This window comes from Colwellia sp. KS18-150, assembly GCF_057551365.1.
Map to the genome: position 1 here is coordinate 204,975 of NZ_BAAJMC010000004.1, position 19,250 is coordinate 224,224.

Genomic DNA, 19,250 nt, shown 5'->3' on the forward strand with positions numbered 1-19,250 from the left:
GCAGTTTAATGATTTAAAAACGTTGCCCGAGTAAATCTAGCCGTTTTCCTAGAATTATTTCTTCAAAATCGAACTCTGCTAGTTCTTTATTTATTAGAAGGTTTTTACCCCATAAGCTCGCTTCTTTAGCGACTTTAAAGTTACTTAAATCAACCGTTTCTTCTGTAACAAAAATCAGCCCTATGGTTGAACCATTCCCGAGCGCATTATGCCAACTAAATTGACTTAAGTTAATACAGTTGCCATCAAAATCAAAAGCGTAAAAGTGATAGTTATGCTTGGCGGTTGCTGTGCCTAAATTAAACTTTAACAAGTCATAATAGGGGATATTCATGCCAAACTGTGGCTCATAAATATAAACACTGTGGAAGGCAAATATATAAGCGTCATTGAGTACTGCAATAGAATCAGGTGCGCCCATAAAATCTAGTACGTCGTGGTAGGTTTTAGGTAATTGTTGTTGATCGTTGAGCTCAGGGTGCTGATCACCATACTGACGCTCAACAATAGAGCAGGCAGGTAATAAAAAGATTAATACTAGTGATAGTATTTTAAACGGCATATTAACTTTCGTTATTTTCAGGTCGTTTCGAGTAGGAAAAGTCTTCTAAAATACCTTGTTTATTAAAAATAAAGATTGCGCGATCAAAAGTAACGGTTTCTGTGGAGTTATTATAAATTAATAACAATACCCCTTGGCGAGTAACTTCTTCTTTAAGATAATAATAAATAGTGTTTGGTCCAACGGCTAATATTTGCGATGGCGGCCCTAAAGCTTTTAACACTTGTGAATTGGTTGTTTGACCATTTTCAAAGCTCTGTTGTTGACGCCATAAGTTCTCTACGCCAGACTCACTGGTAAAGTTAACACAGCCTGTTTGAAGAAAAAGACATAAAATGATAAACGCTATTTTTTGCATATTAATTTTTACCTAATTGGCTGTGTTTTTGGTAACGCGTAATTTATATATTTATGTAACTTGTTGCTATATATGAATATTTACAATAGTTAACATAATGGTATTTACTCAGGGTTACAACTGACATTTACCATATTAATCATCATAGTAAGCTATAAACAACGTTTGGGCTTTGGTAAACCAGCATATTTAGTGGCTTGTTTAGCGGGCCCATCTGGAAACAAACGAAATAAATATCGACTACTGGCTTTCTCTTCACCTAACTCTGCTTTCATTGCTTTTGTTAAGGCTCTAATTGCAGGTGAGGTGTTGTAAGTTAAATAAAACTCACGGACAAACTTTATGACTTCCCAATGAGCAGGAGTCAATTCGAAATCATCAAGCTCTGCCATCACTAACGCCATATCTTCTTGCCACTGTGTATAATCGAGTAAATAACCGAGTTTATCTGTTGCTATTGTCTGGCCGTTGAAATCAAAACTTATTGCCATGTGATCACTCTATCTGCTTGAAAAGTTAACTCAACTAAATCTTGCATGAAAATAGCTGTAGTCTGATTGTTAGTTAATAACTTAGTTAGGTCAATGGCTCGAGCGCTAGCATGCTCACTGATAACTTTTAGCTGCACATGCTCACAGACTTGGTTAATTAATGAATGGGTCAAACAATAACAACCATCGTCAGAAAATACGAGGCAATCGCCGTTTTGGATTACCTGCAGGCATTGTGCAAAATCATTACTGGAAAAGGCGCTTTGTCTAACAATATGCAAGGTGGTCATAATGTCTCTTTTATTAAAATCTTAATATAGTTTTATATGATGCTAATTTAATAGCAAACTCTTGTGCCGGTAACACTTGCACAGGTTCGATGTGAAAAGTGTTATTTAATCCACGCTCTTTGAGGGATTCTTGGCAAACATATACATCTTCAATGTCATAAAACTCAAAAGCGGCAAAGGTTTTTAAATAATCTTTTACCGAAATTATCTCACCTTGTTGACCTTGCATTAATTGATAGACACCATCACCTTGAAAAAACAGCGCTACGTCTTGCTCAAATGAGCCAAAAATTAAGGCAATATCTAATGAGTCTTTACCGGCAGTATTAGCAAAAGGGGCTTTACTGTTAATTAGCGCTAAAGAATTGTTGCTTGAAATACTGCTCATTAAAATTGCACCACACGATCTGCGCGAGTTGATAGCTCTACCAGCTCACCTAAGCCTGAAACGGTAAATGCCGTATGCAATACACTATTATCAGCTTCATCACTCATACCGCGCTTTTCAGCAGCAGTAATACACAAATGTAAGGGGAGTTGGTATGTGTCATGTAACGTTTGCCAATGTTTGATGGTTTGAAACTCGTCACTGGCAATGTACACCTTATCATTGGCGTTAAGAACACCATCTTGATAGAAAAACACTCCTACTAGCTTAATACCGCTCTTTAGAGCAGTCTCAATATAATTGAGCGCTGTGATTGTTAAATTGCTATAAGGTGGTGTGGTAATTACCACAGCAAGTGTTTTATCTGACATTGTCACGATTTCTCAAAACTGTGTGCTTTAAATTAGTTGGCAAAACAGCAGGCATAAAAAAAGCCCCGCTAATGCGAGGCTTTATTATAAATGGATAGTGATAAATATAAAGTTATAAAACTTAAGAATTCACTTTAATCACTATTGGCAACGGATGAAATTAATCATCACCGCCAAATACGCCAAGTAAATGTAGTAAATGAACAAAAATATTATATATGTTCAAGTACAAAGAAATAGTTGCGCGAATATAGTTACGCTCGCCACCATTAATAATACGGCTAGTATCGAATAAGATTAAGCCAGACATTACCATAATCACTGCAGCACTAACGGCTAATGAAAGAGCAGGGATTTGAAAGAACATGTTAGCTAAACTTGCTACTAACACAACAATCAAACCTGTCATTAAAAAACCACCCATAAATGAGAAGTCTTTTTTAGTGGTTAAAGCATAGCCAGATAAAGCGAAAAAGATTAATGCTGTGCCACCAAGTGCTTGCATTATCATTGCAGGACCGCCAGGCATTGCTGCGTAAACATTAAGCATTGGACCAAGAGAAGCACCCATTAAGCCGGTGAAACCAAAAATCCAAAATACACCACTTGCAGAATCTGCTTTTTTATTCACGACGAACATTAAACCAAAAGCAACTAACATCATCACCAATGCTGTAATATGTGACAAGTTCATTGCCATTGATATGCCCGCAGTAACGGCACTAAATGCTAGGGTCATCGAGAGTAACATGTAAGTGTTTTTCAACACTTTATTTATTTCGATAGCAGAGCTTTGACTCGCTGATTGATAACTCATATTAGATTGCATAAAACTTCCTTTAAGGTTTAATTCTAAATACTGTAGTTTTTATAATTACTAAGATAAGGGCATTTCGTTAAAGTTCAAGTTTTATAAAACTTAACTTATGCTCTTTTGACATATTATGGCATGCGTTTTTTTAAATTACTAGCATGTTAGCATTGATATTACGCGAATAATTGTTTCCTTATGTAACAGGTCTAAACTGTTTATTATTCTGATAAAACATGTGGTTAAGTATTGGGTAGTGCATTATTTAGTTATCGATTTTTTATAACAAGCATTTAAGTGGTCGTTTATTAACCCGGTTGCTTGCAGATGAGAATAAAGCGTTGTGGATCCTAAAAACTTAAAACCACGCTTTTTTAAATCTTTCGCTAAAGCGTCACTGATAGCTGAGGTGGCAACATAATCGCCGATAGTGTCGATACTATTCACAATGGTTTTGTTATCTACATACGCCCAGATAAATTTACAAAAACTACCAAATTCATTTTGTATCTCAATAAAGCGCTTAGCGTTGTTAATCGCCGCTTCAATTTTAAGACGATTACGAATAATTGAAGCATCAACCATTAAACGCTCAACGTCATCATCAGTAAACTTAGCTACCTCAGTGACTTCAAAGTCGGCAAAAAGTTTACGATAACCCTCACGCTTTTTAAGTATGGTGTACCAACTTAAGCCCGCCTGTGCAGATTCTAATACTAGAAATTCAAACATGGTCTTATCATCATGCACGGGAACACCCCATTCATTATCATGATAAGCAACGTAGTCAGGTTTAGTTGTATCTAGCCAAGGACAGCGGCATATTTCTTCATCTTTAGTGGGCATTTTTAATCCTTTTGCCTGAATTGGAGCCAAACTGGCTATTTTTTTAGCAAACGATTATTAATTGCTAATTAAGCCTTTACAAGTAAGAAGGGACACTTTAATATTCGCCTCGTTCTCAAGCAAGCATTGTTTTACAAGCTACTTGTTAACTTCAGGTGAGATGGCTGAGTGGTCGAAAGCACCGGTCTTGAAAACCGGCAAGGGTTTGTAGCCCTTCTAGAGTTCAAATCTCTATCTCACCGCCACATATAGAAAAGCCGCTGCAATTTATTGTAGCGGCTTTTTGCTATTCAATATTTGAGTGTTAAGTGAGGGGGTTGTAGCGTAATACCTACAGTAGAGTTCAAATCTGGATTTATCGCCACATATAGAAAAGCCGCTAATTCGAAAGAGTTAGCGGCTTTTTGCTTTCTACTTTTTGTGATTTACTATGAAATTACCAATTAATTAAAACATTATTAAGGAGCACTTTGTGCGCATTGGAGACGTTAGCTTAAAAATATTTGCCATATATTTTCTAATCCATTGGCTCCATGGATGTTATTCTATTGCATAGAAACCTGATAGTGGCTTTGTTGACATAGTAAGATTTAAATTTTAAGTTGGTTTATTGTTAGCTTATATTATTTGTAATATAGGGATATGTATTTATTTTTCCAAGGACGTATATGAATATTCAGTTTCACCCCTCTGCTACGAATAATTTCAATAGCAAAGCCTCTGAATTACTTCAATTGGTTCAACCTACACCCCATATTCCATCTGCAACTAGCAAGGTTTTTTCAGAAAGGTATGTGTCAGCTTCATTTGATGAGAGTAATATCATAGGTGATATTGAACCTTCAAAGTGTGATCATAAAGGAAACATAGTAGAGCGTCTATTTAGCTTTAATGGTGAAAAATTTACTATTGATAATTATAAAAAAGTAAATAAATTAGCAGAAACAATTCAGTCAAATCCGTTATGCCGAGATAAACTGAGCATTTCTTTTATTGAACAAAATCTCTTTGAATGGATAAAAGATAGATTTAAAAAAAAGCATGATTTAAATTTCATAACTTTTTTTATCGAAAAAGCACTTTTAAATATTAATAACTTCACCTTTTTCACTCCAATTTCAAATTTACATGTTGTGGAATCATTTAAGATATGTAGCTCTGAAATACGCACTATAAAAAAAGAATATTTTGATGAAATGCAATCGACGAGTGCTTTGCCTAATGAGATAATCACAAAATTTAGAAAAGAGTATCAAGGGTTAGCTTGTGTAGTTACAAGCGTTGAAGCTGAGCCTGATTATGCTTCAGATGTAGCTTTAGAAGAAGCTAAAAAAGTTGTTTCTGTTTTAGCTATATTCTCAAGAGCGACAATAATCCCAGATATAAGATGTATGAGTCAAATTAAAGGACTCGAAAATATTAAATCAGTAACATCATTTATTGGTTTGGGAGAGGAAGCTCCAGTTTTTAGTAGCCAGATGTTAGATACAGCATCAATGGAACCTTGGCTTTTATCTAAAATAGAAGTCGAGAAACTAAAGAACTAGGTATAGAAAAAGTATCCAAATTGATAACTACTAATCAATTAAATAATTTTAAAGAGTCGGCATTAAATTCTTTAATGCTATATTCAAAAGCTGCATTCACTGCCGATCCCCTCGATAAATTAGTTTTTATGCTTTCTTCTTTGGAGAGTTTTTTACTTAAGAATGCTAATGAACCTATCCAACAAAATCTAGCTGAAAGGATGGCTATTTTTAGTCAGGGAAATTTAATTGATAGAAAGAATCTAATTAAGACAACCAGATCAGTTTATGCGCTAAGGTCTAATTATTTGCATCACGGTAAAAATTCAGAAGATACTGAAATAATAGAAGAGTTTATGAAATTTGTTTATTTTTTTACATGACGCTTTTACAAAATATAGATCTGTATGATACAAGAGAAGAATTTCTAAATGCGATTGATGATCATAAAATGTCTTAAATTGTGGATTCAATTACTTTAGAACGTAATCAATGACCAACTAAAAACAGGTAACCGCTAAGGACTTCTTGGTGCGTATTATAGTCCTTTTAGTCTGAATGAGACTACTTCTTAATCAGTGAATTATTAATGATAGATTTAAATAAAGAATTGAATGAGCTCAAAAGCTCCTTTAAAGATGGGAACACATTAACCAGAATTGTAATGGTTATGGGCTTCTTTCTTCTTCTAAGTTCTATGGCGGAACTGTCTGGAAAAATCGTAGCGTGGAAAGGATTAATATTTGATGGGTTGAGGTTTTATCATTCGATTTTCGTTGAACCGATAACTTATCTTTCATCGCATATCGGTTTGAACTACACCGAACTAGAAATACACGTTGCAACAGTTTCATCTATTTGTACTTCTATTGGGATGCGTGTTCAGGCAATGGGCCAAAAAGTAGCGTTCCGTAAGATTAGTGAAAAATACGGGAATGAGATTAAACCTAATTTAATTCCTTACTTGGTCATTGGAGTCTTGATGCCTATTGGTATATGGTTGTGGTATGGCCTTAAAGATCCTGCTATTTATACATGGTGGATTATATTTGCTTCAATATTCCTGCCATTATTTATAATTGTGCCAAAAGTAATTATGTCAAAATTTGGTGGATATGAGTTTTTTGAGAAAGGGAGTTTTAGTTATTTTAAAAGCTATTACATCTATATTTCTTCCGTGCTCCTAATTATATGTATCTTGGCAGCAGTAAACTCTGGCCTTAAAGATAATCGCAAAATGCTTAAAAAACCAATACAGCCGACCGCTAAATCGCTGGCTGATAGAGCGCTATAAATACAAATTTTAATCTAAATCAACATAACAGGTTAAATGCCAATGTCTCTAATGTGGTATAAGTAAATATAAAAGGTCATCGATATTATTTGTTGATATCCAAAATATATAGCGTAGCCACCTGCTTAGTAAACACTCTTTAGTTATTATATTGACTGTTTAATGTGTACGCTTTAGCTTTTATAATACTTAAATTAACGGTGAGTTAATTGAATTAAGCCAGTGCCAATACTCGTTCCATTCATCACCGCCACATTTAGATAAACCCGCTAATTCGAAAGAGTTAGCGGGTTTTTTCGTTCTGGGTCAGATCAAATATTTCTCTCACAGTCAGACTGAAACAGCCCCAAACTTTACTTCAAAACTTACTCTGAAAAACGAACCATGAGTATTGCTCATGTATCAATGAAGTAATATCAATTTTTTTCATAGAATGAACCACGTATAAATACACCTAGCTTTCAACGTTAGGCAAAATTGCCCTATGAAAGAACAAACATACATTCAGGCTTAGTTACCGAAATTGGATATCACATCATCATGAATAAAGATTTTACCTTTAGTATTAAGAACATTCGTCTTAATGAAAACTATCATCCATCAGAAAGCACACGTATTACTACCAACTTTGCAAATTTAGCGAGGGGAGAGAGTAGGCAGCAGAATTTGCGCAACGCGTTGAAGATGATCGATAACAGTTTTAATGCTTTAGCTTATTGGGATAACCCTAAAGGTGATCGTTATTCTGTTGAGCTTGAAATCATTTCCGTTGATATGGCGATAGAAAACAGTGGTGAGGCCTTTCCGTCAATTGAAGTGTTAAAAACTACTATTGTTGATCATCAAACTAACGAGCGCATTGAGGGTATTGTTGGCAATAACTTTTCTTCTTATGTGCGAGATTATGACTTTAGTGTTTTACTTTCTGATCATAATAAAGGTCAAAGTAGTTTTAGCATTCCAGAGACTTTTGGTGATCTTCACGGAAAGCTCTTTCAGTATTTTGTTAATTCAACTACCTATAAAGAGCACTTTAAGAAAACACCGGTTATTTGTTTGAGTGTTTCGGATAACAAAACTTATCATCGTACTGGCAATCAACACCCTTTGTTGGGTTATGAATATCACCCTAATGAGTCTTCGTTAACTGAGCAGTATTTTAAAAAGATGGGCTTGCAAGTGCGTTATTTTATGCCACCTAAAAGCGTAGCGCCTTTGGCCTTTTATTTCTTTGGTGATTTACTTAATGATTACAGTAATCTTGAGCTGATAAGTACCATCAGCACGATGGAAACATTTCAAAAGATTTATCGACCTGAAATTTATAATGCTAATGCCGTTGCCGGTAATTGCTATCAACCGAATTTGAAAAACCAAGATCATTCATTAACTCAAATTGTTTATGATCGAGAAGAGCGCAGTAAGTTAGCTATTAAGCAGGGAAAATTTGCAGAAGAGCACTTTATCAAACCTTACCAAACTGTACTTGAGCAGTGGTCTGCTAATTACGCTTTTTAATAAACTCAAAAGCAGAGCTGTATTTATTCTGAAGAAACGTATTATGAACAATCATGTTATGAACAAAGGTATTATGAAAACATTGACTCCAAAACAACTTTTACCTACATCAACGGCAGGCAGTTTGCCTAAACCATCGTGGCTTGCACAGCCTGAAGCGTTATGGTCACCGTGGAAATTACAAGGTGAAGAATTAATTGATGGCAAACACGATGCATTACTCGTGTCGTTGCAAGAGCAACAACAAGCAGGTATTGATATTGTCAGTGATGGCGAACAAACTCGTCAGCATTTTGTAACTACATTTATTGAGTACCTGAGCGGCGTTGATTTTGAACAACGTAAAACCGTTAAAATTCGCGATCGCTACGATGCAAGTGTACCTACTGTGGTTGGCGCTGTTTCTCGCACAAAACCCGTTTTTGTTGAAGATGCCAAACTGTTGCGTAAGCAAACTAATAAACCTATAAAGTGGGCTTTGCCAGGTCCTATGACGATGATAGATACGCTTTATGATGACTATTACCAAAGCCGAGAAAAACTTGCTTGGGAATTTGCTAAAATTCTTAATCAAGAAGCCAAAGAGTTAGAAGCTGCGGGTGTTGATATTATCCAATTTGATGAGCCTGCTTTTAATGTGTTTTTTGATGAGGTTAATGAGTGGGGAATTGCTTGTTTAGAAAGAGCAATTGCTGGACTTAAATGTGAAACGGCTGTACATATTTGTTATGGCTATGGCATCAAAGCCAACACCGATTGGAAAAAAACCTTAGGCACTGAGTGGCGTCAATACGAAGAAGCTTTTCCTAAACTGCAAAAGTCGAATATCGATATCATCTCGCTAGAGTGTCACAACTCTCATGTGCCAATCGAATTACTTGAGCTTATTCGCGGTAAAAAAGTCATGGTAGGTGCCATTGATGTTGCAAGCGATACCATAGAAACACCTGAGGAAGTCGCCAACACCTTACGAGAAGCACTTAAGTATGTTGATGCTGACAAGTTATATCCTTGTACCAATTGTGGTATGGCTCCTTTATCTCGTCATGTTGCAAGGGGCAAATTAAGTGCCTTAAGTGCTGGCGCAGAAATAGTGCGAAAAGAGCTTTCCAGCAGTAATGAAAATTAGAAGTAGTAATTAATGAGTATCCTTGAATTTATAACAAATAATATCTCTACCTTTTTGGCCTTAGTGTCGACAGGCGTGTTCGCAGGAATTTTAGCTGGCTTGTTAGGAGTAGGTGGCGGCATTGTCATTGTACCCGTGCTATTTTTCCTGTTTAAAAGTTTTGGGGTATCACCAGAGTCAGCGATGCTTGTTGCAACCGCTACCTCACTGGCAACCATAGTTCCCACGTCGATAAGTTCAATACGTTCTCATCGTCAAAAAGGCAATGTAGATTTTACTCTACTTAAACGTTGGGCAGTATTTATTCTTATCGGTGTCATGGGGGGCAGTTGGTTGGTAACAAGAGTTGACGGTACCTTACTTACTGTGATGTTTGGATGTATCGCGATATTATCCGCTTTGAATATGTTATTTAGAACGGGAAAGTCAGCTCTATACAACACCTTACCCGGTAAAGCAGGGCAAACCGTGATGGGTACCTCCATTGGCTTTTTCAGCTCAATGGTGGGGATTGGCGGCGGTACAATTTCGGTGCCATTACTCACCTTGTATAACTATCCTGCTCATAAGGCCGTTGGCACAGCTGCCGCCATAGGGTTAATTATTTCCTTACCCGCTACACTAACCATGCTGATTTTGGGAAGTACACCCACTGATGCACCCGTGGCTACATTTGGTTTAGTTAATCTCATTGGTTTTCTTTGTATTGTGCCGTTAACCGTTCTGTTCGCGCCGGTTGGGGCATCACTGGCTACAAAATTAGATGCGGTAAAACTAAAAAGAATTTTTGCTTTAGTATTATTACTGACAGGCTTACGCATGTTGGCACAATTTATCCTATAGGCTTGGTTGCTTTTCACCTTGTAAATAACTTGTTTGATGAACAAAAGTAATATAACGTCATTAATTGATGAGTTTTGTTCATCAATTAATGATAAACAGGAGTTAATAAGTGTTAGAGAGGATTCATTTAGAAATACTAACCGCAATTAAAGAACACGGAACCTTAACTAAAGCTGCAGATGCATTATACCTATCCCAGTCTGCGTTAAGTCATAGTATCAAAAAACTAGAAGGCCAACTTGCTACGCCAATATGGAAAAAAGATGGTCGAAATTTGCGTCTAACTGCAGCTGGCGAACGTATTCAAACACTTGCTAATAGGGTGTTGCCGCAATTTTCACACACGGAATTATTACTGGATCAGATTGCAAAAGGTGAAATGGGTTCGCTACGTATAGGAATGGAATGTCACCCTTGTTATCAATGGCTACTTAGAGTTATTCAGCCTTATCTAGAGCAGTGGCCAGACATTGATATGGATGTGAAACAGGAGTTCCAGTTTGGGGCTTTAGGGGCATTACTTAGCTACGAAATCGATGTGCTAATTACGCCCGATCCGCTCTTTAAACCTAAAATAGAATACATCCCTGTTTTTGATTATGAACATAGGCTTGTCGTTTCCACGTCTCACCAACTTGCAAAGCAAGATTTTGTTTTACCTGATCAACTAAGCGATGAAGTGCTGTTTACTTATCCTGTAGAGCCATTGAGGCTAGATATTTTTAGTCAGTTTCTCAATCCCGCAAAATGCTCTGTCAAGCAACATAAAAACATTGAAACAACTGAAATCATGTTACAAATGGTGGCCGCAGGTCGAGGTGTTTGTGCTTTGCCCGGTTGGCTAGTCGACGAGTATTCAAAATCAATGCCTATTAAGAGCATTCGTTTTGGTGAGCAAGGGATTAGCAAGCAAATCTTTGTAGGAATTCGCAAGAACGATCAGCATATTGACTATTTAAATGACTTTATCGCCCAAGCTAAAAAAACAGAATAATCAATGAGTCTGCCAACCTAGATTATCTCTGCATATGAATAACATTGAATATTCTGTCATCTTTTACCAAAAGAACAGGAAAATTAGCGATTCATATATCATACTCAATAACAGAAGTTACTTTTTGTATTCAAACTAACAGGGAAATAGTAAGGGGGGCGTTTATCGTTCACTTTTTAAAAGTTAACTGTCAATGATGTATTAGTATGCAACTAATCAGTAGATTCAAATATTTTTCATATTTAATGCAACTTGTAGGGCTACTTTATTTAGTGCTCTTATTGGCAATTGCTTATAAAATGAATGTTTTGCATGACGATATCAAGAATACTCACCTTAATGCCAGTCATTCTAAAAAACTCGCTTATGATCTTTTTCAGTCCTCTGAAGATCTTACTCGAATGGCCCACTCATATGTTTCTACAGGTAAACCTATTTATAAAAAAGCCTTTTTTAATATTCTCAATATCAGAAATGGAATTATTCCACGTCCTAAAGATTATTCTTCTATCTATTGGCATTTATATCTAGACAAGGATATTTACGCTGAGCCTACTAGCGATAAGCCATTAGCCTCGCTTAGGTCACTGATGCTCAATGCTAATTTTACAAAGTCAGAAATATCATTACTTGATAACTCTAAAAGTGAATCTGACAAGCTAGCTTTAATAGAACAACAAGCATTTGCCATTATTGATAACTTAATCGTTAAAGGTGATTTTCAAATGGCTAGTATTCAAAGTAATAAAGCACTTTTATTACTTTACAATGATGAATACATGCAAGCTAAAGAAAATATTATGATCCCTATCAGTCACGTCATAACAAGTCTTGAAGAACGTATTGCAACCAAAGTTAATCGGTCTCAATCGCAAATTAAATATTACATCAATGTATTGTGGGTATTAGCTGTTATAGGGTTAACAGCAGTGATTTTCATAGGTATGTATATTGAACGAAAGTTTGTGCTGCCTTTGTCTCAGTTAAGTAAAACAGATGCCTTAACTGGTGTATTAAATCGCAGAGGCATTGAAGATATAGCTAAACTAGAAATTGAACGTTACCAACGAACAAAAACTGGCTTTTCGTTAATGATGATCGATATTGATTATTTTAAAAAGGTTAATGATGTTCATGGACATGCTGCAGGCGATAAGGTACTGGTTAGAATTGCAAAAATATTTCATAAAAATATAAGGGGCATTGATTCTATTGCGCGCTGGGGTGGGGAGGAGTTTATTGTTATCCTACCTGAAATAACATTTGAAGAAGTACATGCTGCGGCCGAAAGGCTTAGAAAATTTGTTGAAAAAAATAAAGTTCGTATTAGTAGAAAAGTAAGCATAAAAGTTACTGTATCTATTGGTTTAACGAGTTTTAATGAAAATATGAAAAACCTCGATGACATGGTTTTATCTGCAGATAACCAATTATATATGGCTAAAGATGCAGGCAGAAATAAAGTTTGTGTACCAAACGAGTATATGGCCGCCGATTGCTAGCATGTGTTAAATAGAGGATTCCGTCGTTTAAAAAATAAGATTACTGAATAACGTACCTAATCACAGTATAATTGTGATAATCGCATTAAATTACTTAAAGTGCAGTATGACAGAGCAAATAATTCAACCTGAACTCACCATTTCGCAAGTTCCATTAGCGCAAGATAATATTGTCGATTTGAACAAGTTCAGTTCATCAATTCATGAAACAAACTCTGACTCAGCTAAAATAGTGCTTGCTACTTTAAATGCGAGATACTTTCACACCAGTTTTGGTTTGCGTTATCTCTACGCTAATTTAAAAGAGTTACAGCAATGCTGTGAAATCAAAGAGTTTATTATTCAAACTCGCGCTATTGATATTGTTGAGCAAATATTAGCGTCAAAACCAGATATTGTCGGTTTTGGCGTTTATATCTGGAATATTGTTGAAACAACCGATGTCGTTAATTTATTGAAAGTCATCGCACCCCAAATCAAGGTCATTCTAGGCGGGCCAGAAGTTAGTTATGAAACTGAATCGCAGCCAATTGTAAGTTGTGCTGATTATGTTTTAACTGGCGCGGCAGATTTAAGTTTTTATCAGCTGTGTAAAGACATTATAAATAACACACCGCCCGATAAAAAAGTGCTTAACTCGAAACCATTAGAGTTATCAGAAATAGCATTACCTTATCAGTATTATACCGATGAAGATTTAACGCAGCGCTTACTATATGTTGAAGCGTCACGAGGTTGCCCATTTAAATGTGAATTTTGCTTATCGTCTTTAGATAAATCATCAGTTCCCTTTGAATTAACAGTATTTCTTGAACAAATGGAGATCCTCTATCAACGCGGAGCAAGAAACTTTAAATTTATCGACAGAACGTTTAATTTAAACATTAAAACCACGATGCAAATTATGCAGTTCTTTTTAGATAAAATGACGGACGATCTCTATTTGCATTTTGAAGTGGTTCCGGATCACCTACCGAGAAAATTAAAAGAGTTACTAAGTCAGTTCCCTGAAGGTAGTTTACAATTTGAAGTTGGCATACAAACTTTTAACGTGGAAGTACAAGCGAATATAAACCGTAAGCAAAATAATGCTAAGTCAAAAGAAAACTTACTTTGGTTAAGAGATAATACCAGCGCACATATCCACGCCGATCTTATTTTCGGTTTACCTGGCGAAACCTTTGATAGCTTTAAAGACAGCTTTAATCAGCTCTATCATTGTCGTCCGCATGAAATACAAATGGGTATTTTAAAACGGTTAAAGGGGAGTCCAATTATTCGTCATACTGAAACTTTCGATTTACGCTTTAACCCATTACCACCGTTTAATATATTAAGTACCGATAGAGTAAGCTTTGCCACTATGCAGCGAATTAACCGTTTTGCCCGTTACTGGGACATGATTGGTAATTCAGGGCGTTTTAAATACTCGCTGCCGATTATTCTATCTGATAAACCTTTTGATGATTTTATGGCAATTACCGAGTGGATTTTTAATAAAACAGGGCAAATACATAAAATTAACCTGAAAAAGCTATTTGAGCTTATCTCACAAGCGGTAGAGGCTTTATATCCAGAAAAACATCAAGAAGTTATTTCAACACTTGAAGTCGACTATGAAGCAGCAAAACTAAAAAGCTTGTTTAATAGCCTTAAGCTTTATGCAGAGCAACAAGTTGAGGCGGTGAGTAAAAATAATTCATTACAAAGACAGCAACGACATATGAGTTAGCGCTTTGTAATGGAGTAAACTCATATTAGCGCTTTACTCTTTATTGCTTAGTAAAAACCAATAGCTGGTTATTCGCGGGCATTTTATGATCTTCATCTAATACTAAGCCAGCACTAGTGGCCAATGACAAAATAGCTTCTATATCACGAACACCACTATTTATATCCCTGTCTTTTAGCCATAAGTCAAAATTAGCATTACTTTCACTGGTGAATGCTCCTTGGTATTTAAAGGGGCCGTAGATACAAACTCTTGCGTTAGCGGCAAGGTTTTTCTCAAGTGCTTGAAAAAACTTAACCACTAATGGCCAACTAATTATATGTAAGGTATTGGCTGTATATAAGGCATCAAAGCTTTGATTATTGCTACAAGTAGGCCAATCCTCGTTTAAATCCAAAGCGATAGGTCTTTGTATATTCACTGAAAGCTTGTCATCTATCCAAGCGTTTATACCAAGGTGGTTTACTGACAAGTCACTCGTTTGCCACATTAAGTGGGGGAGATGCTTAGCAAAAAATACCGCGTGTTGCCCAGTACCTGAGCCAATTTCTAATACTTGCTTAGCGTTTACGAACGCTTCGCTCAAAATCGTTAAAATGGGATGTTTGTTATTTTCGCATGCTTGAGAGTATGGTTTGTTCATCATTGAGTCTTGTATTTAATGTTTTTTAAAAGGTAGCAATAATTTGCATTGTTCTTGATACGTTAGCATATGTCGTTGCTCTTGCTGGCAAAAGTCTTTAATTGCATCTCTAAATGGCTGGTGCGATATCCAGTGGTAAGAGTGTGTTATTACCGGTTCAAAGCCGCGCTTTATTTTGTGCTCACCTTGGGTTCCGGGGTTAAAGCGTTTGAGTTTGTTGTTTATACAAAATTCTATACCTAGGTAATAACAAAGTTCAAAATGTAAGTTTTTATAAGATTTTGTACAGCCCCAATACCGACCATACAATTGTTCATTATCGTAAAAGAATATCGCGCAGGCGATATCTTCGCGTTCATCACTGGCAATGTTTAATAAAATATTATCAGGCATAGTCGTAACTATCTGCTGAAAAAACTCAATACTTAAATGTGGTTGATGATTACGTTTTAAATAGGTTAGTTGATAAGTTAAATAAAAGAAGTTCAGATCTTGTGGTGTTATTTCAGCGCCTTTCAATTGGCGAATTTTAATACCTTGTTGGCTGATAGATTGCCGCTCTTTAAGGGTGTTTTTCCTTTTACGCGAGGTGAAATGAGCAAGAAAATCATCAAATGTTTGGTAGTCATGGTTAAACCAATGAAATTGTACGGTATTTCGTTGATAAACATCTTCTGGTAACGGAGTCTTAATTTCATCGCAATACAAGATATGCCAACTATTAATATTTTCTTGCTGACAATGTTCAATTAAAGCAGGAAATAAAGCCTGTGCTTGTTGCTCAGTAGATAGACACTTATTACTACTAACCGGTGTAAAAGGAATAGTGGCAACTAATTTAGGGTAATATTCTATGCCATTTTTCTCAAATGCGCTGGCCCAATCCCAATCAAAAACAAACTCACCCCAAGAGTGGCTTTTCAAATACATTGGCATGATAGCTTTCACTTCATGGTTTGAAGAAGCCATTAAATGGTGAGCTTGCCACCCTTGGTTAGCACTAGCTGATTGACTTTGTTCGAGGGCATTAAAAAATTCAAATTGAGAAAAAGGGCACTGAGTGTGATTTAGGTCACTCCATATTTTCGAAGAGATATTATTAATATCATCGATAAAATTAATGGTTAAATCGGTTTTCAATTCGTGATGCTCTCTTAGTTAGTGTCTGATTATATTACCCTTAATCGCCAAATTATAACTACTATTTTTAAAGGTATTATCTGTATATTGTTGTCGAAAACCTTTCACCTCAATTAAATGTTTTATTCGCTATACCTGCTATTTTACTAACTTTGCCGTCATTAATACGCTAAAATGGAGATACTTACCTTTGCTTTGAGCCCTATACATTAATGACTTCAGTTACAACTGACACCAACTTTACCGAGCTTGGTCTAATCCCTCCTTTATTAGCTCGATTAATGGAACTGAAATATCAGCAACCAACGCCTATACAGGCACAAGCTATCCCCAGTGTTTTAGCTGGTCGAGATTTGATCGCGGGGGCCAATACTGGCTCAGGTAAAACAGCTACTTTTGCGCTACCGCTCTTACAGCAATTGTATGGAGCAAAGCCGTTAGCGGGTAAAAACAGCAAGGGTAACTATGCGGCGGGGCTTATATTAGTACCTACTCGAGAGCTTGCCAAGCAAGTTGCTGATAGCATTAAATCTTATGCAGCGCACTTTAACGGTGAAATCAAAACAGTGGCTGTGTTTGGTGGTGTGTCGGTAAATACTCAAATGTTAGCATTACGTGGTGGCACTGATATTTTAGTGGCAACACCAGGTCGATTGCTTGATTTGATCTCAAGTAATGCCATTAAGCTTGATAGGGTTAGTACCTTTATACTTGATGAAGCGGATCGGATGTTAAGCTTAGGATTTACTGAAGAATTATCTTCGTTGTTAGCTTTATTACCTAAGAGAAAGCAAACCTTACTTTTTTCTGCAACATTTCCAGAGCAAGTACAGGCATTGACTAAAACCTTACTGATTAATCCTGTTGAAATACAATTACAAAGTGCAGATAGCAGTACTTTAGTACAGCGCGTATTTACCGTGAATAAGGGTGAGAAAACAGCCCTGTTAGCGCATTTAATAAAGAGTGAACAATGGCGACAAGCGCTTATTTTTGTTAATGCCAAAAATCATTGTGAACATTTAGCGCAGAAACTAGCTAAGCGCGGTATAACCGCACAAGTATTTCATGGGGATAAAGGGCAAGGTGCTCGTACACGAGTACTTGAAGCCTTTAAAGAAGGTGAGGTTGATGTTTTAATTGCCACGGATATTGCTGCCCGTGGTTTAGACATAGATAAACTGCCTGTAGTGATTAATTTTAATTTACCTAGAAGCCCCTCAGATTACATGCACCGTATTGGTCGAAGTGGACGCGCTGGTGAAGTAGGCTTAGCCATCTCTTTGATAGATCATGAAGATTATCACCACTTTCAGGTCATAGAAAAAAAGAACAAAATACGATTAGAACGAGAGAAAATTGAAGGTTTTGAAGTGGATGACATTTACTTATCCGTTGCCGACAAACCCATGGCAAAACCAGAAGGTAGCGGCAAGAAAAAACGTAAGAATAAATCATCAGCAAATGCGGATATCTGGATGAACATTCCTAGCAAGAAGTAGTTACCATTTCTGGTAAAAACGCTAAGCAATTAGTAATTGAATTATGTACTTTTTTTATCATAATTGGTTATAATTATTATATTATTTCCAAACTCAAAAGTTTAACTGTGGCACGTAAAAAAGACAAAAAATCAGGCAAGGGCTCTGCTGGTCAAAACAGAAAGAATAGTGAAGAGTTTTTAAGTAAATATCAGAATAAAAATGACGTTGTCAATTGCCCATCTGGGCTAATGTACCGTGTTATTGATGATACTAACTCAGGTAATAAAAAAGCAACTATTCATGACAGTGTTGAAGTACATCAAAGGTTATCACTTACAGATGGGTCAGTAATCGCGGATACCTATAAAACCAATAGCACGGAAAAGTTCTCTGTTGAAGAAGCTATTGATGGTTTAACTGAAGGATTACAATATATGACTTTAGGTGAGCGTTTTGAATTTGTGATCCCCGCAGACTTAGCATGGGGGAAAAAAGGCAATCGAAGTAAAATAGGTGCTAATGCAGTACTGATTATAGATATTCGTTTAATCGATATATTTTAAAGCAACTATACTGTAAAGACAGTGTTTGAAATTTAGTTTTTGTATAAATATACCACCTATTTATCTTGTGAGATTTTTCATGAAAAAAGTATTAAGTGCTATTTTAATTTTATTAAGTCAAGTGAGTTTAGCTGAAGAAGAAGTTAAAGCATTACCACCGTTAGACCCTGAGTATATGGGGGTTCATGGGATGGTGTTAGTGACACAGGGCTCAAGTATTTATGCCTCTCATTTACCTCTTTATAAAAAGCCTCATAACGTACAACTTGTTTATAAATTGGATAATAATGACTTAGCGGTATTACAAACCGTTAGGGATAGTTCATTTATTACTATCAAACCTAAAGCATTTAATTTACAACGTTTAATGCGTGGTGAAAAAATGATCATACACGCTGATTTATATGCAGGACATTTTGAGCGTGGTGGCATGCTAGTGTATGAAAATATTCCATTGTCTTTTGATAAACAGTTATATGTTCGTACTTTTGACGACATTAAACCTTCAAGCACTAAGCAAGAATATGATGTTATCTCGTTAAGAAAAAACTATAAAATCTATATTCATAGAATTCAGCAAGCACCGAGTTTTGATCATATATTAGGGGTAGATTTAGTTGCCGGTTGTTTATCCCGATTTAATACTTCGTCACCTGTACCCAAAGAAACAGAGCTGCAATACAAATTTCTAAATTGTGGGACGATAAAGCCTTTGTATTTTGAAACAGAGGATTTTCAATAAGCTAAAACGCAATACTTGTGTCC

Annotated in this window: 22 protein-coding genes and 1 tRNA gene; 13 read left to right on the plus strand and 10 right to left on the minus strand. The window is 36.1% G+C overall.

The window, feature by feature from the left end; translation table 11 throughout:
* Positions 1–13 precede the first annotated feature (13 nt).
* From AC27IF_RS08345 to AC27IF_RS08380, 8 genes are all read right to left on the minus strand, one after another.
* Positions 14–562 (minus strand): hypothetical protein, encoded by a 549-nt coding sequence (locus AC27IF_RS08345; protein WP_487053589.1) that lies wholly within the window; start codon positions 560–562, stop codon positions 14–16.
* A gap of 1 nt (position 563) precedes the next feature.
* A complete protein-coding gene (locus AC27IF_RS08350; protein ID WP_487053590.1) occupies positions 564–920 on the minus strand; it encodes a hypothetical protein in 357 nt (118 codons plus the stop codon).
* A gap of 152 nt (positions 921–1,072) precedes the next feature.
* Positions 1,073–1,411 carry a TusE/DsrC/DsvC family sulfur relay protein gene (locus tag AC27IF_RS08355; protein WP_487053591.1) on the minus strand — a complete coding sequence of 113 codons (339 nt, stop codon included), beginning with the start codon at positions 1,409–1,411 and terminating at the stop codon, positions 1,073–1,075.
* Entirely contained in the window at positions 1,402–1,701 is a 300-nt protein-coding gene (gene tusB / locus AC27IF_RS08360; protein WP_487053593.1) for a sulfurtransferase complex subunit TusB, read from the minus strand. The genes AC27IF_RS08355 and tusB overlap by 10 nt, the downstream gene beginning before the upstream one ends.
* A gap of 13 nt (positions 1,702–1,714) precedes the next feature.
* Positions 1,715–2,089: a sulfurtransferase complex subunit TusC gene (gene tusC / locus AC27IF_RS08365; protein WP_487053594.1), complete on the minus strand. Its 375-nt coding sequence runs from the start codon at positions 2,087–2,089 to the stop codon at positions 1,715–1,717.
* Entirely contained in the window at positions 2,089–2,460 is a 372-nt protein-coding gene (gene tusD / locus AC27IF_RS08370; protein ID WP_487053595.1) for a sulfurtransferase complex subunit TusD, read from the minus strand. Before tusD ends, tusC begins: the two co-directional genes overlap by 1 nt.
* A gap of 160 nt (positions 2,461–2,620) precedes the next feature.
* The gene (locus tag AC27IF_RS08375) at positions 2,621–3,289 is read right to left on the minus strand and encodes a Bax inhibitor-1/YccA family protein (RefSeq protein WP_487053597.1); all 669 of its coding nucleotides are present in this window, start codon (positions 3,287–3,289) and stop codon (positions 2,621–2,623) included.
* A 243-nt stretch (positions 3,290–3,532) separates the two neighbouring features.
* A complete protein-coding gene (locus AC27IF_RS08380; protein WP_487053598.1) occupies positions 3,533–4,117 on the minus strand; it encodes a DNA-3-methyladenine glycosylase I in 585 nt (194 codons plus the stop codon).
* 154 nt (positions 4,118–4,271) lie between these two features.
* On the opposite strand from AC27IF_RS08380, the gene AC27IF_RS08385 reads away from it, so the two are divergent.
* From AC27IF_RS08385 to AC27IF_RS08430, 10 genes are all read left to right on the plus strand, one after another.
* A tRNA-Ser gene (locus tag AC27IF_RS08385) sits at positions 4,272–4,362 on the plus strand.
* Positions 4,363–4,785: 423 nt separating this feature from the next.
* Positions 4,786–5,664: a hypothetical protein gene (locus tag AC27IF_RS08390; RefSeq protein ID WP_487053599.1), complete on the plus strand. Its 879-nt coding sequence runs from the start codon at positions 4,786–4,788 to the stop codon at positions 5,662–5,664.
* Positions 5,665–5,684: 20 nt separating this feature from the next.
* Positions 5,685–6,026 carry a hypothetical protein gene (locus AC27IF_RS08395; RefSeq protein WP_487053601.1) on the plus strand — a complete coding sequence of 114 codons (342 nt, stop codon included), beginning with the start codon at positions 5,685–5,687 and terminating at the stop codon, positions 6,024–6,026.
* A gap of 206 nt (positions 6,027–6,232) precedes the next feature.
* Positions 6,233–6,937 (plus strand): hypothetical protein, encoded by a 705-nt coding sequence (locus AC27IF_RS08400; protein WP_487053603.1) that lies wholly within the window; start codon positions 6,233–6,235, stop codon positions 6,935–6,937.
* 540 nt (positions 6,938–7,477) lie between these two features.
* Positions 7,478–8,455, plus strand: coding sequence for a DUF1852 domain-containing protein (locus AC27IF_RS08405; RefSeq protein ID WP_487053605.1), 978 nt, complete (start codon positions 7,478–7,480; stop codon positions 8,453–8,455).
* 73 nt (positions 8,456–8,528) lie between these two features.
* Entirely contained in the window at positions 8,529–9,584 is a 1,056-nt protein-coding gene (locus AC27IF_RS08410) for a methionine synthase (protein WP_487053700.1), read from the plus strand.
* Positions 9,585–9,596: 12 nt separating this feature from the next.
* Positions 9,597–10,427 carry a sulfite exporter TauE/SafE family protein gene (locus AC27IF_RS08415; protein WP_487053607.1) on the plus strand — a complete coding sequence of 277 codons (831 nt, stop codon included), beginning with the start codon at positions 9,597–9,599 and terminating at the stop codon, positions 10,425–10,427.
* Positions 10,428–10,536: 109 nt separating this feature from the next.
* The gene (locus AC27IF_RS08420) at positions 10,537–11,421 is read left to right on the plus strand and encodes a LysR family transcriptional regulator (RefSeq protein WP_487053608.1); all 885 of its coding nucleotides are present in this window, start codon (positions 10,537–10,539) and stop codon (positions 11,419–11,421) included.
* A 206-nt stretch (positions 11,422–11,627) separates the two neighbouring features.
* Positions 11,628–12,923: a GGDEF domain-containing protein gene (locus AC27IF_RS08425; RefSeq protein ID WP_487053609.1), complete on the plus strand. Its 1,296-nt coding sequence runs from the start codon at positions 11,628–11,630 to the stop codon at positions 12,921–12,923.
* Between the two features lie 106 nt (positions 12,924–13,029).
* On the plus strand, positions 13,030–14,655 hold the full coding sequence (locus tag AC27IF_RS08430; protein ID WP_487053610.1) for a B12-binding domain-containing radical SAM protein: 1,626 nt from the start codon (positions 13,030–13,032) through the stop codon (positions 14,653–14,655).
* Between the two features lie 40 nt (positions 14,656–14,695).
* Here the strand turns inward: AC27IF_RS08430 and AC27IF_RS08435 are convergent, their stop codons facing one another.
* Together AC27IF_RS08435 and AC27IF_RS08440 are read right to left on the minus strand one after the other, a co-directional pair.
* Positions 14,696–15,298, minus strand: coding sequence for a DUF938 domain-containing protein (locus AC27IF_RS08435; protein WP_487053702.1), 603 nt, complete (start codon positions 15,296–15,298; stop codon positions 14,696–14,698).
* 15 nt (positions 15,299–15,313) lie between these two features.
* Positions 15,314–16,438: a GNAT family N-acetyltransferase gene (locus AC27IF_RS08440; RefSeq protein WP_487053611.1), complete on the minus strand. Its 1,125-nt coding sequence runs from the start codon at positions 16,436–16,438 to the stop codon at positions 15,314–15,316.
* Positions 16,439–16,650: 212 nt separating this feature from the next.
* Between AC27IF_RS08440 and AC27IF_RS08445 the strand changes: the two genes are divergently transcribed.
* The 3 genes from AC27IF_RS08445 to AC27IF_RS08455 all read left to right on the plus strand — a co-directional run bounded on the left by AC27IF_RS08445 (position 16,651) and on the right by AC27IF_RS08455 (position 19,227).
* Positions 16,651–17,940, plus strand: a complete 1,290-nt coding sequence (locus AC27IF_RS08445; protein WP_487053613.1) for a DEAD/DEAH box helicase — start codon at positions 16,651–16,653, stop codon at positions 17,938–17,940.
* A 107-nt stretch (positions 17,941–18,047) separates the two neighbouring features.
* Positions 18,048–18,485 (plus strand): FKBP-type peptidyl-prolyl cis-trans isomerase, encoded by a 438-nt coding sequence (locus AC27IF_RS08450; protein WP_487053614.1) that lies wholly within the window; start codon positions 18,048–18,050, stop codon positions 18,483–18,485.
* Positions 18,486–18,564: 79 nt separating this feature from the next.
* Complete coding sequence (locus AC27IF_RS08455) at positions 18,565–19,227, plus strand: hypothetical protein (RefSeq protein WP_487053615.1); 663 nt, start codon at positions 18,565–18,567, stop codon at positions 19,225–19,227.
* The last annotated feature ends 23 nt before the right edge of the window (positions 19,228–19,250 follow it).

What these genes read in the sequence shown, in the direction of transcription:
- tusB (WP_487053593.1), bottom strand. Translation starts at nt 1,701, where the DNA reads ATGACCACCTTGCATATTGTTAGACAAAGCGCCTTTTCCAGTAATGAT.
- AC27IF_RS08375 (WP_487053597.1), bottom strand. Translation starts at nt 3,289, where the DNA reads ATGCAATCTAATATGAGTTATCAATCAGCGAGTCAAAGCTCTGCTATC.
- AC27IF_RS08410 (WP_487053700.1), top strand. Translation starts at nt 8,529, where the DNA reads ATGAAAACATTGACTCCAAAACAACTTTTACCTACATCAACGGCAGGC.
- AC27IF_RS08455 (WP_487053615.1), top strand. Translation starts at nt 18,565, where the DNA reads ATGAAAAAAGTATTAAGTGCTATTTTAATTTTATTAAGTCAAGTGAGT.
- AC27IF_RS08390 (WP_487053599.1), top strand. Translation starts at nt 4,786, where the DNA reads ATGAATATTCAGTTTCACCCCTCTGCTACGAATAATTTCAATAGCAAA.
- tusC (WP_487053594.1), bottom strand. Translation starts at nt 2,089, where the DNA reads ATGAGCAGTATTTCAAGCAACAATTCTTTAGCGCTAATTAACAGTAAA.
- AC27IF_RS08415 (WP_487053607.1), top strand. Translation starts at nt 9,597, where the DNA reads ATGAGTATCCTTGAATTTATAACAAATAATATCTCTACCTTTTTGGCC.
- AC27IF_RS08380 (WP_487053598.1), bottom strand. Translation starts at nt 4,117, where the DNA reads ATGCCCACTAAAGATGAAGAAATATGCCGCTGTCCTTGGCTAGATACA.
- AC27IF_RS08435 (WP_487053702.1), bottom strand. Translation starts at nt 15,298, where the DNA reads ATGAACAAACCATACTCTCAAGCATGCGAAAATAACAAACATCCCATT.
- AC27IF_RS08445 (WP_487053613.1), top strand. Translation starts at nt 16,651, where the DNA reads ATGACTTCAGTTACAACTGACACCAACTTTACCGAGCTTGGTCTAATC.
- AC27IF_RS08345 (WP_487053589.1), bottom strand. Translation starts at nt 562, where the DNA reads ATGCCGTTTAAAATACTATCACTAGTATTAATCTTTTTATTACCTGCC.
- AC27IF_RS08430 (WP_487053610.1), top strand. Translation starts at nt 13,030, where the DNA reads ATGACAGAGCAAATAATTCAACCTGAACTCACCATTTCGCAAGTTCCA.
- AC27IF_RS08400 (WP_487053603.1), top strand. Translation starts at nt 6,233, where the DNA reads ATGATAGATTTAAATAAAGAATTGAATGAGCTCAAAAGCTCCTTTAAA.
- AC27IF_RS08405 (WP_487053605.1), top strand. Translation starts at nt 7,478, where the DNA reads ATGAATAAAGATTTTACCTTTAGTATTAAGAACATTCGTCTTAATGAA.
- tusD (WP_487053595.1), bottom strand. Translation starts at nt 2,460, where the DNA reads ATGTCAGATAAAACACTTGCTGTGGTAATTACCACACCACCTTATAGC.
- AC27IF_RS08425 (WP_487053609.1), top strand. Translation starts at nt 11,628, where the DNA reads ATGCAACTAATCAGTAGATTCAAATATTTTTCATATTTAATGCAACTT.
- AC27IF_RS08355 (WP_487053591.1), bottom strand. Translation starts at nt 1,411, where the DNA reads ATGGCAATAAGTTTTGATTTCAACGGCCAGACAATAGCAACAGATAAA.
- AC27IF_RS08350 (WP_487053590.1), bottom strand. Translation starts at nt 920, where the DNA reads ATGCAAAAAATAGCGTTTATCATTTTATGTCTTTTTCTTCAAACAGGC.